The 14,143-nt window shown below is 62.6% G+C and carries 13 protein-coding genes; 9 read left to right on the top strand and 4 right to left on the bottom strand.

Translation table 11 applies throughout. From position 1 onward, the window contains the following. Positions 1-84: 84 nt before the first annotated feature. From GKR99_06995 to lexA, 6 genes are all read left to right on the top strand, one after another. The gene (locus GKR99_06995) at positions 85-666 is read left to right on the top strand and encodes an aminodeoxychorismate/anthranilate synthase component II (GenBank protein ID NKB27305.1); all 582 of its coding nucleotides are present in this window, start codon (positions 85-87) and stop codon (positions 664-666) included. Beyond that, positions 663-1,682 (top strand): anthranilate phosphoribosyltransferase, encoded by a 1,020-nt coding sequence (trpD, locus tag GKR99_06990; GenBank protein NKB27304.1) that lies wholly within the window; start codon positions 663-665, stop codon positions 1,680-1,682. Before GKR99_06995 ends, trpD begins: the two co-directional genes overlap by 4 nt. Beyond that, positions 1,682-2,482 carry an indole-3-glycerol phosphate synthase TrpC gene (trpC, locus tag GKR99_06985; GenBank protein NKB27303.1) on the top strand — a complete coding sequence of 267 codons (801 nt, stop codon included), beginning with the start codon at positions 1,682-1,684 and terminating at the stop codon, positions 2,480-2,482. The genes trpD and trpC overlap by 1 nt, the downstream gene beginning before the upstream one ends. Continuing rightward, positions 2,479-2,955, top strand: a complete 477-nt coding sequence (gene moaC / locus GKR99_06980) for a cyclic pyranopterin monophosphate synthase MoaC (GenBank protein NKB27302.1) — start codon at positions 2,479-2,481, stop codon at positions 2,953-2,955. The genes trpC and moaC overlap by 4 nt, the downstream gene beginning before the upstream one ends. Continuing rightward, entirely contained in the window at positions 2,955-4,124 is a 1,170-nt protein-coding gene (locus GKR99_06975) for a molybdopterin molybdenumtransferase MoeA (GenBank protein ID NKB27301.1), read from the top strand. The genes moaC and GKR99_06975 overlap by 1 nt, the downstream gene beginning before the upstream one ends. 72 nt (positions 4,125-4,196) lie before the next feature. Next, positions 4,197-4,886 carry a transcriptional repressor LexA gene (gene lexA / locus GKR99_06970; protein ID NKB27300.1) on the top strand — a complete coding sequence of 230 codons (690 nt, stop codon included), beginning with the start codon at positions 4,197-4,199 and terminating at the stop codon, positions 4,884-4,886. Between the two features lie 24 nt (positions 4,887-4,910). On the opposite strand, the gene GKR99_06965 is transcribed toward lexA, so the two are convergent. After that, positions 4,911-6,983, bottom strand: coding sequence for a DUF4131 domain-containing protein (locus GKR99_06965; GenBank protein ID NKB27299.1), 2,073 nt, complete (start codon positions 6,981-6,983; stop codon positions 4,911-4,913). Between the two features lie 144 nt (positions 6,984-7,127). Here GKR99_06965 and GKR99_06960 point away from each other — a divergent pair, with 144 nt between their 5' ends. From GKR99_06960 to GKR99_06950, 3 genes are read left to right on the top strand one after another with little or no spacing between them, the layout of a single operon-like run. Further along, the gene (locus GKR99_06960) at positions 7,128-8,540 is read left to right on the top strand and encodes a glutamate--tRNA ligase (protein NKB27298.1); all 1,413 of its coding nucleotides are present in this window, start codon (positions 7,128-7,130) and stop codon (positions 8,538-8,540) included. Positions 8,541-8,593: 53 nt separating this feature from the next. Then, a complete protein-coding gene (gene gltA, locus GKR99_06955) occupies positions 8,594-9,889 on the top strand; it encodes a citrate (Si)-synthase (GenBank protein ID NKB27297.1) in 1,296 nt (431 codons plus the stop codon). A gap of 37 nt (positions 9,890-9,926) precedes the next feature. Next, positions 9,927-10,829: a hypothetical protein gene (locus GKR99_06950; protein NKB27296.1), complete on the top strand. Its 903-nt coding sequence runs from the start codon at positions 9,927-9,929 to the stop codon at positions 10,827-10,829. On the opposite strand, the gene GKR99_06945 is transcribed toward GKR99_06950, so the two are convergent. From GKR99_06945 to GKR99_06935, 3 genes are all read right to left on the bottom strand, one after another. Then, a complete protein-coding gene (locus GKR99_06945) occupies positions 10,814-11,590 on the bottom strand; it encodes a 2-(1,2-epoxy-1,2-dihydrophenyl)acetyl-CoA isomerase (protein ID NKB27295.1) in 777 nt (258 codons plus the stop codon). The genes GKR99_06950 and GKR99_06945 overlap by 16 nt on opposite strands. Before the next feature lie 79 nt (positions 11,591-11,669). Further along, a complete protein-coding gene (locus tag GKR99_06940; GenBank protein ID NKB27294.1) occupies positions 11,670-12,116 on the bottom strand; it encodes a cytochrome C biogenesis protein CcdA in 447 nt (148 codons plus the stop codon). After that, complete coding sequence (locus GKR99_06935; GenBank protein ID NKB27293.1) at positions 12,113-14,086, bottom strand: heme lyase CcmF/NrfE family subunit; 1,974 nt, start codon at positions 14,084-14,086, stop codon at positions 12,113-12,115. Before GKR99_06935 ends, GKR99_06940 begins: the two co-directional genes overlap by 4 nt. Between the last annotated feature and the right edge of the window lie 57 nt (positions 14,087-14,143).

Here is a 14,143-nt window from a genome sequence, read left to right as displayed (position 1 = left end):
GACCGTCGGCGATGCCTCTGGGCAAGTATACCGCGACAATGCCGCCCCGACGACCCTTTTTTCCACGACCCGGATCTGAATGCCATGCTTCTGCTGATCGACAACTACGACAGCTTCACCTTCAACCTCGTCCACTACTTGGGCGAACTGGGGGCCGAGGTACGTGTCGAACGCAATGACGCACTGGATGTGCAGGCCGCGATGGCGCTGCGCCCGGCGGGTATTATCCTGTCGCCGGGCCCCTGTGATCCCGACCGCGCCGGGATCTGCCTGGCCCTGACCCATGCGGCGGCAGAAACCGGAACGCCGCTGCTGGGTGTCTGTCTGGGGCACCAGACCATCGGCCAGACCTTCGGCGGAAAAGTCATTCAAGCCGCTGATATCGTTCACGGAAAGCTTGGGGACATTCGCCATATCGGCACTGGCCTGTTTCGCAACCTGCCCTCGCCATTGAAGGCGACCCGCTATCACTCGCTGATCGTTGAGAGGCCGAGTTTGCCCGAGGTCCTGACGGTGACGGCAGAATTGCAGGATGGAACGATCATGGGCATTTCCCATAAAACCCTTCCAATTCATGGCGTTCAGTTTCACCCCGAAAGTATCCGATCCGAGCATGGCCATAAGATGTTGCAAAATTTCCTCGATCTGGTTCCGGTGGCGGCATGAGTGATGCGCTGAAACCCCTGATCGCAGCCGCCGCCGAACGCCCGCTGAGCCGGGCCGAGGCCGAATCCGCCTTTGCGATCCTGTTTGACGGCGAAGCCACGCCCAGCCAGACGGGCGGGTTGCTGATGGCGATGCGCACCCGGGGGGAAACGGTAGACGAATACGCCGCCGCCGCCGCCGTGATGCGGCGCAAATGCAAGGCGGTGCGCGCGCCGGACGGGGCGATGGATATCGTCGGCACCGGCGGCGACGGCAAAGGCACGCTGAACATTTCAACGGCGACGGCCTTTGTGGTGGCGGGCGCTGGCGTGCCGGTTGCCAAACACGGCAATCGCAACCTCAGCAGCAAATCGGGGGCCGCCGACGCGCTGACCGAAATGGGCATCGACGTGATGGTCGGGCCTGACGTGGTTGAGCGCGCGCTGGCTGAGGTTGGGATCGGCTTTATGATGGCGCCGATGCACCACCCGGCAACCGCGCATGTGATGCCCACACGAGCGGAACTTGGCACAAGAACGATCTTCAACATATTGGGACCATTGACAAATCCCGCAGGGGTGAAGCGCCAGTTGACCGGCGCATTCTCGGCCGATCTGATCCGTCCAATGGCCGAAACGCTGCTGTCGCTGGGGTCCGAGGCTGCTTGGCTTGTCCACGGTGGTGACGGGTCGGACGAACTGGCAATCTCGGCCCCGTCACAGGTTGCCGTGCTGGCCGATGGCCGGGTGAGCATGACCGAAGTTGCCGCCGAAGATGCCGGCCTGCCACAGCATCCGTTCGAGGCGATCGAGGGCGGAACCCCTGCCGAAAACGCCCAGGCCTTTCGCGCGTTGCTGGCAGGCGAAGCGTCTGCCTTCCGCGATGCCGTGCTGCTGAATTCGGCCGCCGCGCTGGTTGTCGCTGGCCGCGCCGCGACCCTGCCTGAAGGGGCCGAGATTGCGCGGGACAGCATCGACAGCGGCGCCGCGAAGGCCAAGGTCGACGGGCTGGCAAAAGTCACGAAAGGTGCTGCTTGATGGCCAATGTTCTGGACCGCATTCGCGACTATAAACTGGCCGATGTCGCCACCCGCAAGGCCGCCCTACCCCTGCGCGACGTTGAAGATGCCGCCCGCAACGCGCCGCCGGTACGCCCCTTCGCGGACCGGCTGATCGCCGCGTCGAAAACCGGATATGGCCTGATCGCCGAGGTCAAAAAAGCCAGCCCTTCCAAAGGTTTGATCCGCGAAGATTTCGACCCGCCCGCCCTTGCCAAAGCCTATGCCGCCGGGGGCGCAACCTGCTTGTCGGTGCTGACGGACGCTCCGTCCTTTCAGGGCGACGACAGCTATCTGGTTGCGGCGCGCGCCGCCGTCGATCTGCCGGTTCTGCGGAAAGATTTCCTCTATGATCCCTGGCAGGTTGCCGAAAGCCGGGCCCTGGGCGCCGACTGCATTCTGATCATTATGGCCGCCGTTTCAGACTCGCAGGCGGCCGAGCTGGAAGCCGCCGCCGAGGATCGGGGAATGTCCGTCCTAGTCGAAGTTCATGACGCGGAAGAGCTTGCGCGCGCCACTGCGTTACGCTCGCCCCTATTGGGCATAAACAATCGCAATCTCAAGACGTTCGAAACCAATCTTGCCACAACAGAACAGCTTGCGTCGCTAGCTGGTTCTGATCGAACGCTTATTGCCGAAAGCGGTCTGTTTACGCCAGCCGACCTCGCCCGGCTGGCAAAATTCGGCGCACGCGCGTTTCTGATTGGCGAAAGCCTGATGCGACAGGCCGACGTGACCGCCGCTACCCGCGCAATCCTTGCCGATCCGGTCGCCGCATGAGCGGCCTCAGCCATTTTGACGACGCCGGGCGCGCCCATATGGTCGATGTGTCTGAAAAGGACGTCACCGCACGGTCCGCGACGGCAATGGGTCACATAAAGATGAGCCCGCAAACCCTTGCAATTATTCAGGAAGGAAGCGCCAAAAAGGGCGACGTATTAGGCGTTGCCCGACTGGCCGGGATCATGGCGGCCAAGCGCACATCAGACTTGATCCCGCTTTGCCATCCGCTTGCGATCAGCAAAGTGTCCGTTGATCTGACACCCGATCCTGACCTGCCCGGCGTGCGCATCGCCGCAACGGTCAGAACCACCGGCCAGACCGGCGTCGAAATGGAAGCGCTGACAGCGGTGTCCGTCGCGGCCCTGACGGTCTATGACATGGTCAAGGCGGTCGAGAAGTCGATGGTCATTTCGAATATTCGTCTGATCCGGAAAGAAGGCGGAAAATCAGGAATTTATGAGGCGACCTGATGCTATCCGTTGAAGCGGCCCTACACCGCATCTTCGACCTCGTGTCGCCCTTGAATGGCGAAGCCGTTCCGCTGCGCCACGCTGCCGGGCGGGTACTGGCCCAACCCGTCGTCGCATCAGCCGATCAGCCGCCCTTCGCGGCCTCAATCATGGACGGTTACGCCATTTGTGGTCGCGCCAGCCCCGGCGACCAGTTTGACGTCATCGGGGAAAGCGCCGCCGGGCAGCGTTTCGAGGGTGGGATTTCACCCGGTCAGGCGGTCCGAATCTTTACTGGCGCGCCCGTTCCGACCGGGGCGGAAAGCGTTGTTATTCAGGAAGATACCAGGCGATCTGGCGACCGGATCATAATTGGAGATTCCCCCGAATCTGCCACCTATATCCGACCCGCCGGGGCCGATTTCCGCAAGGGAGAGGCGATCAATCCGCCCCTTGTCATCACCCCGTCCCACGTCGCGCTGTTTGCCGCGATGAATGCCCCGCACATCATCGCCACACGCCGCCCCGATGTCGCAATAATCGCTACAGGGGACGAGCTTGTGCAGCCCGGCGAAACCCCGCAGCCGGATCAGATCATTGCCTCAAACGCGCTTGGCCTTGCGGCGATGCTTGACGGGGCCGGTGCAATAGCGCGCCTGCTGCCGATCGCCCGCGACACGCCAGACGCGCTCCACACCGCGTTTGAGCTGGCACGTGGGGCCGACATGGTGGTCACAATCGGGGGCGCCTCGGTCGGGGAGCGTGATCTGGTGGCCCCGGTCGCGCAGGACCGTGGCGCTGACATGGCGCTGCACAAGATTGCAATGCGCCCTGGCAAGCCGCTGATGGCCGGGAGGCTGGATGGGGCGGTGATGATTGGCTTGCCAGGTAATCCTGTTTCTTCAATGGTTTGCGGTAATATCTTTATCCTTCCTGCTATCCGAAAGATGCTGGGGTTGCCCGCACAAGCTTTGGCACGGCGCCACGCCACGCTGGCGAGTGATCTGCCCAAAAACGGTCCGCGCGAACACTATATGCGCGCCCGATCTGATCAGGGCCGCGTCACCCCTTTTGAATGCCAGGACAGCGCCTTGCTGAGCGTTCTTGCAACCGCCGACTGCCTGATTGTGCAACCACCGGGCGCGAGCCCCGCCCAAGCCGGTGATCTGGTCGAGGTTGTTGACCTGTAGCGTTGCAACAGTTGACACGAAACAGGAACAGCCTTAGAACATACCCCGAACACAGATCAACGGGGTGCGAATATGTTGACGCGCAAACAACTGGAATTGCTGAATTTCATCAATCGTCGGGTGCAGCAAGATGGCGTCTCACCTTCGTTTGAGGAAATGAAAGATGCGCTGGATCTACGCTCCAAATCCGGCATTCACCGGCTGATCACGGCGCTTGAAGAACGCGGATTTATCCGCCGCCTTCCACATCGTGCGCGCGCGCTCGAAATCCTGAAACTGCCCGAAGCGATGGAAAAATCCCGCCCTGCGTTCACGCCCCGCGTGATTGAGGGTGACAAAGCGCCGCGTCCGTCTGCTGCGCAGCCGGTTGAGGCTGACGCGCTGGAAATCCCGGTCATGGGCCGGATCGCCGCCGGCGTCCCGATCGAGGCGATCAGTGAAGTGTCGCATAACGTGGCGGTGCCCGGGCAGATGTTGTCGGGCAAGGGCCACCACTATGCGTTAGAGGTGAAGGGCGATTCGATGATTGATGCCGGGATCAACGACGGCGATGTCGTGGTGATCCGTGAAACGCCGACCGCTGACAATGGTGACATCGTCGTCGCGCTGGTCGAAGGGCAGGAAGCGACGTTGAAACGCTTCCACCGGAACGGCGGCTCGATCGCGTTGGAGGCTGCAAATCCGGCCTATGAAACCCGCGTATTCCGGGACAGCCAGGTCAAGGTACAGGGGCGTTTGGTCGGTCTGATCCGAACCTACTGAACGGGGCTGCATCTGCGTTCGGGCTCAATCGGCAGGGGTCGACAGACCCGTCGCGGATTGCCAGATTTTGCGCGCTTCGGCGGCACGCCTGCAACGGCTCCATGGGCGCTGACCCTGATATTCACAGGCGCTGCGCAACCACAGAGCACCATTAGCATCCACCCGGATCGCAAGCGTTCCGGTATCGCGCAGAACCTGCTGATCCAGCATGACGCATGGCCCGGAATCGAGGCCATCCCCGGCGATAATGGTGATCGTACCGGTGGTGCAGAAACGATCGGCCAGCGCGACGCCAGCTTTGCCAAACAGGTGGTGCAGCGGGGTGCTGGCAAGATCATGGCTCCAGACGCCATCTATTGCCGGATCCAGGCGCGCCGCAGCGTCTTGTTGCGACGCCGCATCGCCATCGTTTTCCAGCCAGCTGCGCGCCACAAATCCACCGCCGCGCGGCTTGGACAGCGCCCGCCCTTGGGGTGTCAGCACCCCGATCAGGGCGCCGTCGCCGGCAATCAGGACATCGGGGCGTTCGTCAAGCACCCAGATTGAAAGGGCGGCCAGAACCGGAACGACCCCGATCCAACGCGCCCGCCCCTGCCAGAGGATCACCAACAAACCGCCGAGCGCCAGAACCGGCAACACCCAGGGCCTCGGCGCAGGCACCAGCGATACGGCATCATCACGCGCCGCAACCACGCTGGCCACGCCAAGGATCCAGTCGATCGACGGTTGCATTAGCGCCAGACCCAGCCCGGCGGCGCCAATCGGCCACAACAGGGCTGCGATGACGGCGCCGGGCACCACCGTGATGCCCATCAGTGGCACGCTCAGGACATTGGCGATCAACCCGAAATGCGCGACCTGATTGAAATGCGCCGCACCGAAAGGGGCTGTTGCGGCCCCCGCGACGGCGGATGAAATCACCACCGCCACCACTGGTCGCGCCCATCGGGGGACCGCGACGGTGTCGCGCCCGCGCAAGCCAGCAAAGACGGCGATCAGGGCTGTGGTGGCGGCGAAAGACATCTGGAACCCAGGCTCGATCAGCGCTTCGGGTCGCAATATCAGGACGATCAGCGCCGCAAGGGCCACGGCGCGCAGGGTCAGCGCGCGCCGTTCCAGCAGAACGGCGGTCAAAACGACGGCAACCATGATGAAGGCACGCTCGGTCGCGACGTTGCCACCCGACAGCGCCAGATAGAATGCACCGGCCCCCAATGCCCCGACGGCGGCGATTTTGCGGATCGGCCAGCGCAGCGCCAGCGGCGGGATCGCCGCCAGCCCAAGGCGCAGGGCGGCAAAGACGAACCCCGTCAGCAACCCCATGTGCAACCCCGAGATTGCCAACAAATGCGCCAGGTTCGAGGCCCGCAGCGCATCCAGCGACTCGCGCCGCATTGCTGAGCGATCTCCGGTGGTTACCGCGGCTGCAAATGCGCCGGTGTCGCCGGGCATCCGCGCCTGCATCGCCGCCGATATCCGCAAACGCAGACGATAAACCCAAAGCGTTGCACCAGCCGCCGGCTCGGCCAGCCGGACCACGGGCGTACGCGTATACCCAACCGCGCCAAGACCGCGAAAATAGGCCTGACGCTGAAAATCGAACCCGCCGGGTTCGTCCGGGCCCTGGGGCGGCGACAGATGGCCGGTGGTGGCGATGATTGCCCCGGCCTGCGGCGCGAAATCCCAATCGCCATGCAGGGAAACCCGCACCCGTCCGGGCGTTTTCGCGGGCGAGACTCGATCCAGCCGGACCCGGTCCAGCGTCAGCCGGGTCTTGTCGGACAGGGACCGGTCGATGGTCACCACGCGCCCCTCGATCGGGCCGTAATATCGAAAACCCAGCACCGGATCGGCAACCATATGGCTGCGCAGCCCGGCCAGCGCCAGCCCGCCCAATACCAGCACAAGCGCGATCAACCCGACATTGTGGCGCGCCCAGACCGCCCAGATCAGCGCCAAAAGCACCAGCATCCCAAGCAGCCCGGCCCATTGCGGCAGTGTCGGTTCGACCGGCAGCGAAAAATACCCACCAATGCCAAGCGCAAGGCACACGGGCACCCAGGGGAACAGATGCCCCCGCTGCCCGTTGATCAGCATTGTCAGCCCCGCACCCCCCCGGCGCAGAGGCCCGAACTGGGCCACCCTTGTCCTCCGCCATAGCATTCAATAGACCGTGCCGACTGCGCGCCGACTGGTGCGTCAACTGTCGCTCATTCTTGGTTTCCAAAAGGTTAACGCCCGATGCCTGACACCCCCGCCACCCCGGTTGTCACCCGATTTGCCCCATCGCCCACCGGCTATCTGCATATCGGTGGGGCGCGCACCGCGCTGTTCAACTGGCTGTTCGCGCGCCGCCATGGCGGGCAATTTCTGTTGCGGATCGAAGATACCGACCGCGCGCGGTCGACCCCTGCGGCGACGCAGGCGATCCTGGACGGGATGCGCTGGCTGGGCCTTGACTGGGATGGCGACCCTGTCAGCCAGGCCGCCGGGGCCGCGCGCCACGCAGAAGTGGCCCAGGCGATGCTGGACAGCGGCCATGCCTATAAATGCTTCTCGACCCCCGACGAAATCGCCGCCTTTCGCGAGGCTGCAAAGGCCGAGGGGCGGTCGACTCTGTTCCAAAGCCCCTGGCGCGATGCTGATCCTGCGACGCATCCCGATGCGCCCTTCGCGATCCGCGTGAAGGCCCCGCAGGAGGGTGAGACGGTGATCGAGGATGCCGTGCAAGGCACGGTGAAATTCCGCAATGACCAGTTGGACGATATGATCGTTCTGCGCAGCGACGGTACGCCGGTCTATATGCTGGCCGTGGTGGTTGACGATCACGACATGGGCGTGACCCACGTGATCCGGGGCGACGATCACCTGAACAACGCCGCGCGGCAAATCATGGTTTACGACGCCATGGGTTGGGACGTGCCGGTCTGGGCGCATATCCCGCTGATCCATGGCGAGGACGGCAAGAAACTGTCCAAACGCCATGGCGCGCTGGGGGTCGGCGAATGGCAGCAAGCAGGCTATCCGGCTAGTGGGATGCGCAACTACCTTGCGCGGCTGGGCTGGAGCCACGGAGATGATGAGTTTTTCACCACGCGGCAGGCGACAGATTGGTTCGATCTGGCCGGTATTGGACGCTCACCCAGCCGGTTTGACACCAAGAAGCTTGCCAATCTTTGTGGTCAGCATATCGCGGCCACGGATGATGCTGCACTCACAGCAGAAGTGGCGGAATTCCTGGCGGCAACGGGTCAAGCAGAATTGAGCGAAAGTCAGGCCGAAGGGCTGACCCGGGCGATGCCGCAATTGAAGGAACGTGCCAAGACGTATCCGGAACTTCTTGAAAAAGCGCATTTTATCCTGACCTCTCGTCCGATCACCTGTGACGAAAAGGCCGCAAAAGCGCTGGACGAACAGGGCCGCACCCTGCTGGCTGAATTGACGCCGCACCTGCAAAATGATAGCTGGTCGCGAGAGGCGCTTGAGGCTGCGGCAACTACCGTGACCCAGGCGCATGGGATCGGGCTGGGGAAACTTGCCGGCCCACTCCGATCAGCGCTGGCAGGCCGTTCGGCCACGCCCAGTGTCTTCGACATGATGGTGGTACTGGGGCGGGAAGAAACCCTCGCCCGGATCACCGATGTGACGGGGTAAACAACAATTCCGGACGCGCCCTGCGGGCCGACCGCCCAACGGGAGATGTTCAGATGACCGAACAATCAGGAACCGCCAAACTCAGCTTCGGCGATAAGGAAATTGATCTGCCGATCTATTCGCCGACCGCCGGGCCGGACGTCATCGACATTCGTAAACTCTACGCCAAGGGTGACGTATTTACATATGATCCGGGCTTTACCTCGACCGCGTCCACCGACAGCGCCATCACTTTCATTGACGGCGACAAGGGTGAATTGCTGCATCGCGGATACCCGATCGACCAGCTGGCGGAAAAATCGCATTTCCTGGAAGTCTGCTATCTGCTGCTTTACGGGGAACTTCCGTCAGGCAACCAGCTAGAAGAATTCGAAGCGCTGGTGACCAACCACACCATGCTGCACGAACAGATGCAGTTCCTGTTCCGGGGCTTCCGCCGCGATGCGCACCCGATGGCCGTCATGGTCGGTGTCGTCGGCGCGATGAGCGCGTTTTACCACGACAGCACCGACATCAATGACCCGCACCAGCGCGAGGTTGCGTCGATCCGGCTGATTGCCAAAATGCCGACGATCGCGGCCTGGGCCTATAAATACACGATCGGCCAGCCGTTCGTGTATCCGCGAAATGACCTGGACTATGCCTCGAACTTCTTGCGCATGTGCTTTTCGGTCCCGGCCGAGGATTATGAGGTCAACCCGATCCTGGCCCGCGCGATGGACCGGATTTTCACGCTGCATGCGGACCATGAACAGAATGCCTCGACCAGCACGGTTCGGCTGGCGTCATCGTCGGGCGCGAACCCGTTTGCCTGTATCGCCGCCGGAATTGCCTGTCTTTGGGGGCCCGCGCATGGCGGGGCCAATCAGGCAGCGCTGGAGATGCTGCAGGAGATTGGCACGGTCGATCAGATCCCTGAGTACATCGAGCGCGCAAAAGACAAGAACGACCCATTCCGCCTGATGGGCTTTGGCCACCGGGTTTACAAAAACTTCGACCCGCGCGCCAAGGTGATGAAGCAAAGCGCGGATGAGGTTCTGGACCTTTTGGGGATCGAGAATAACGAGACGCTGAAAGTCGCCAAGGCGCTGGAAAAGATCGCACTGGAAGATCCCTATTTCATCGAAAAGAAGCTGTATCCCAACGTTGATTTCTATTCCGGGATCATTCTGGATGCGATGGGGTTCCCGACGTCAATGTTCACGCCGATCTTCGCGCTGGCCCGCACTGTGGGCTGGATTTCGCAATGGAAAGAACAGCTTGCCGATCCACAGCTGAAAATCGGGCGGCCACGGCAATTGTATTGCGGGCCGACCGGGCGTGACTATGTGGATGTTGAGGATCGCTGAGCCGCGCAAGCCGGGCGGCCTGACCCAGGCTGCGTGAATGCGAATCCTACTGCGGCTAAAAGGCGGGCTTGGAAACCAGATGTTCCAATATGCCGCCGGACGCGCCCTGTCGCTGGACAGGGGCGCGCGGCTGGAATTCGATCGCCGTGCGCTGAACGGCAAACCAGCGCATGAACGGTACCGGCTTGACGCCTTTGCGATCGAAACACCGCCCGATTGCCCGAATTGGCGGCTGCCGAATGACGGCGACACTTCGCGCTCAGGTCTGCGCTTGCCGAAATTCCTGCGCCGATACCGGCGCGCCCGTGAACGAGACCCGCGCTCCGAGTTGCTGAGCGCGATCCATAACCGCAATATCTGGCTTTTGGGATTTTTCCAATCCCAACAGTGTTTTGAACATCACAGCGCACAGATCAGACAGGAATTCCAGTTCGCGAAACCACCGGAAGACGGCGCAAAGAACTGGCTGACGCGCATCGAAAAAGCGCCAATCCCTGTCGCACTACACATTCGGCGCAATGACTACCTGCCTGAAAGGAATCCGGTCGCGTCTTTGGCGTTTTGCGGGTTGGGATATTATGAACGGGCGGTTGCCCATGTTGCAGCAGAACTGTCGCGCGACATCACAGTCTTTGCATTCTCGGACGACCCCGAATGGGTGCGCGACAACCTGAGGCTCGATCACGAAATACAGGTGGTCAGCGACAATTCCGCGATTGATGACATGCGCCTGATGTCCAGTTGCGACCATGCGGTGATTGCCAATTCATCCTTTTCCTGGTGGGGTGCCTGGCTGATCGGGAACCCGGGCAAGATCATCACCGCGCCGGATCGTTGGCAATATCACCACTGGGATACGGTGCGGCAATCGGTGCCGGAAAACTGGGCGCGCTTTCCAATCTGTGACCCCTATCGCGCCGGTCCTTACCGCCCCTCATAACCGGGCGGGCGTTTTTCGGTGAAGGCCAGCACGCCTTCGCGGAAATCGCGGGTCTTGCCGCATTCGCCCTGCAGCTTAGCCTCCAGCGCCAGTTGGTCGTCCAATGAGTTGTCATAGGTTGCGCGCAGCGCCTGTTTCACGTGGGCATAGGCCTGTGTCGGGCCGCTTGCCAGATGCGCGGCGCGGGCGCGCCAGTGGTCGTCAAAATCGGCGTCGGCCACCGCCTCCCAGATCATGCCCCAGTCGCTGGCCTGCTGTGCGGTAATCTTGTCGGCAAACAGCGCCGCGCCCATGGCTTTGGCGAACCCCATTTGCCGGGGCAGCCAATAGGTGCCGCCTGCGTCCGGGATCAAGCCGATGCGGGTGAATGCCTGAAGAAACACGGCGCTTTCTGCCGCGATCACCACATCACAGGCCAATGCCAGATTGGCCCCGGCCCCGGCGGCGGGGCCGTTGACGGCGGCGATGGTCGGCACCGGGCAATCGTATATCGCCCTAAGCATGGGGATGTATTCGTCACGCAGCGTGCGTTCCAGATCCAGGTTCGCGACATTCGCCCGATCCCCCAGATCCTGCCCAGAACAGAAGGTCCGCCCCTGCCCGGTCAGCACCACAACGCGGTTGCGCGCCCCGGCGGCCTTTACCGCATGGGTCACCTCGGCCCGCATCCGGCTGTTCAATGCGTTCATCACATCGGGTCGCGCCAGCGCGATTTCGGCGATGCCGTCGGCCTCGGTCAGGGTAATCGCGTCATAATTCATTGGCTGATGCTCTTCTGAGTTTTCGGGTTCGCGCGCACCTTAGTGAACTGATCAGTTCAGCAAAAGGCCCGAACGGGGCCTACCGGTCTAGCAATTGGTCCAGCCGCGCCTGTTCTTCGGCGCTGAGTTGGGCAACTTCGGGCGCGGCGCGACGGCGGCGCAGAGTCATCACGGCGACCCCGATCCCCCCCAGCAGCATCAGCGGCGCGGCAATCCACAGCACCAGCCCGGCACCCTGTGCCTTGGGCCGCATACGAACATACTCGCCATAACGGTCGACGAAAAAATCCATTACCTCGGCGTCGCTTTTGCCATCGGCAATCAACTCGCGCACCAGCACCCGCGCATCGGCAGCCCAGGCGGCGTTGGATGACGCAATCGCCTCGGACTGGCATTTGACGCAGCGCAGTTCCAGATCCAGCGCCTGCGCGCGGGCCTCCAGCACCGGATCAGCCAGCATCTCGGAGGGTTCAACGGCAAGAAGCGGCGTGGCCAGCAGGCACAGGATCAGGGCAAGCCGTTTCATTCCGCAGGCACCGTGCGCACCACCTTGCGCGCCCCGGCGGCAATCCGGTGGCGTCGATCACTCAGCGACAGTCCGCCGCCAAGCGCCATAATGATCGCACCCGCCCAAATCCAGTTGGCGAAGGGCTTGATGTGGGTGCGCAGCGCATAGCCGCCGCCATCCTGCGGATCGCCAACCACGACATAGAGGTCACGGAACACGCCATTTGCAATCGCCGCCTCAGTCGTTGGCATGCCGGCGACGGGGTAAAACCGTTTCTCGGGCGTCAGTTGCGCGACGATATTGCCGTTGCGCCTTAACGTCACATCCGCCTCGGTCGCCTGCCAATTTGGGCCGCGCACGTCTTCGCGCACCGCGTCCAGCGTGACCCGATAGGCCCCGACATCGAAACTGTCACCGACTTGCGCGACGCGAATATCCTCGGTCTGCCAGGCGGTCAGCGCGGCGACCCCGAACAGCGTGATCGCAAAGCCCGAATGCGCCACTGCTTTGCCCCAGTCGGCACGCGGCAGTCCGGCCAGGCGCCGGAACTTCATCGCCGCGGCGCCTTTACCGGCGCGTGTCCAAAGCTCTACCAGGGTCCCGCCGATGATCCACACGGCCAGCACGGCGGCAATCGGTGCCAGGACCGAGCGACCAGATTGCATCGTCCAGACCAGGGCGCCGATGGCAATGGCGGCGATCAGGGCGGGCAGCAGGCTGCGCCCGGCACGCCCCAAGCGCGCCCGTTTCCACGGAATAATCGCGCCGATGGGCAGGATGATCGCAAGCGCCACCATGAAGGGTGTGAAGGCGGCATCGAAGAACGGCGGGCCGACGGACAACTTCTGACCCCAGGCAAGCTCGGCCACCAGCGGCCAGACCGTACCGATGAACACGACGAACCCGGCCACCGCCAGCAGAACGTTATTTGCGATAAGCGCGGTTTCGCGGCTGGCCAGCGCAAACACGCCCTTGGCCTGCAAGGCATGGGCGCGCAGCGCATAAAGCACCAGCGCCCCGCCGGTAAAGGCCACCAGAATCGCCAGTATGAACATCCCGCGTTCAGGATCATTGGCGAAGGCATGGACCGAGGTCAGCACCCCGGACCTGACAATGAACGTTCCGATCAACGAAAAACCGAACGCCAGAATCGCCAGCAGCACCGTCCAGCTTTTCAATGCCTCACGTTTTTCCACCACGATGGCCGAATGCAGCAAAGCGGCCGCAATCAGCCAGGGCATGAAACTGGCGTTTTCGACCGGATCCCAGAACCAGAAGCCGCCCCAGCCAAGCTCATAATACGCCCACCACGACCCCAGCGCGATGCCGATGGTCAGGAACAGCCATGCCGCCAGCGTCCAGGGGCGCACCCAGCGGCCCCAGGCGGCATCGACGCGCCCTTCGATGAGGGCGGCGACGGCGAAAGAAAAGCTCATCGAAAGTCCGACGTAGCCAAGGTAGAGGAATGGCGGGTGGAAGGCGAGGCCGACGTCCTGCAACAGCGGGTTCAGATCCTGCCCATTAAACGGTGGAATCTCAAGGCGTCCAAAGGGGTTCGATGTCCAAAGGATGAAGGCCAGAAACGCCACGCTGATCGACCCCTGCACACCCAGAACGCGGGCGCGCAACCGTGCTGGCAGGCCACCGCCGAACCAGGCCGCACAGGCCCCGAACAGCGCCAATATCAGCACCCAGAGAAGCAACGACCCTTCGTGATTGCCCCAAACGCCGGTCACCTTATAAAGCATCGGCTTCAACGTATGCGAATTCGACGCGACCAGCGCGACCGAGAAATCCGAGACCACAAAGGCGTGCGTCAGTGCGGCAAAACTGGCCGCGATCAGGATGAATTGCAGGCTGGCCGCTGGTTCACCGATGCGCATCCAGGCCGTCCAGCCCTTTTGCGCACCGATCAGCGGAACGACCGTCTGCAAAATCGCGATGCAGAAGGCGAGGATCAGGGCGAAATGGCCAAGCTCGGTATACATAGGGCGCAGACTAACCGGGGTGCGCGCCACTTCCAATGGGGTGCGGGGCGGCGAAAC

This window comes from Paracoccaceae bacterium, from assembly GCA_012103375.1.
GTDB lineage: Bacteria > Pseudomonadota > Alphaproteobacteria > Rhodobacterales > Rhodobacteraceae > WLWX01.
Note: the sequence above shows the minus strand (reverse complement) of the source record. Positions and strands in the feature narration are given on the sequence as shown.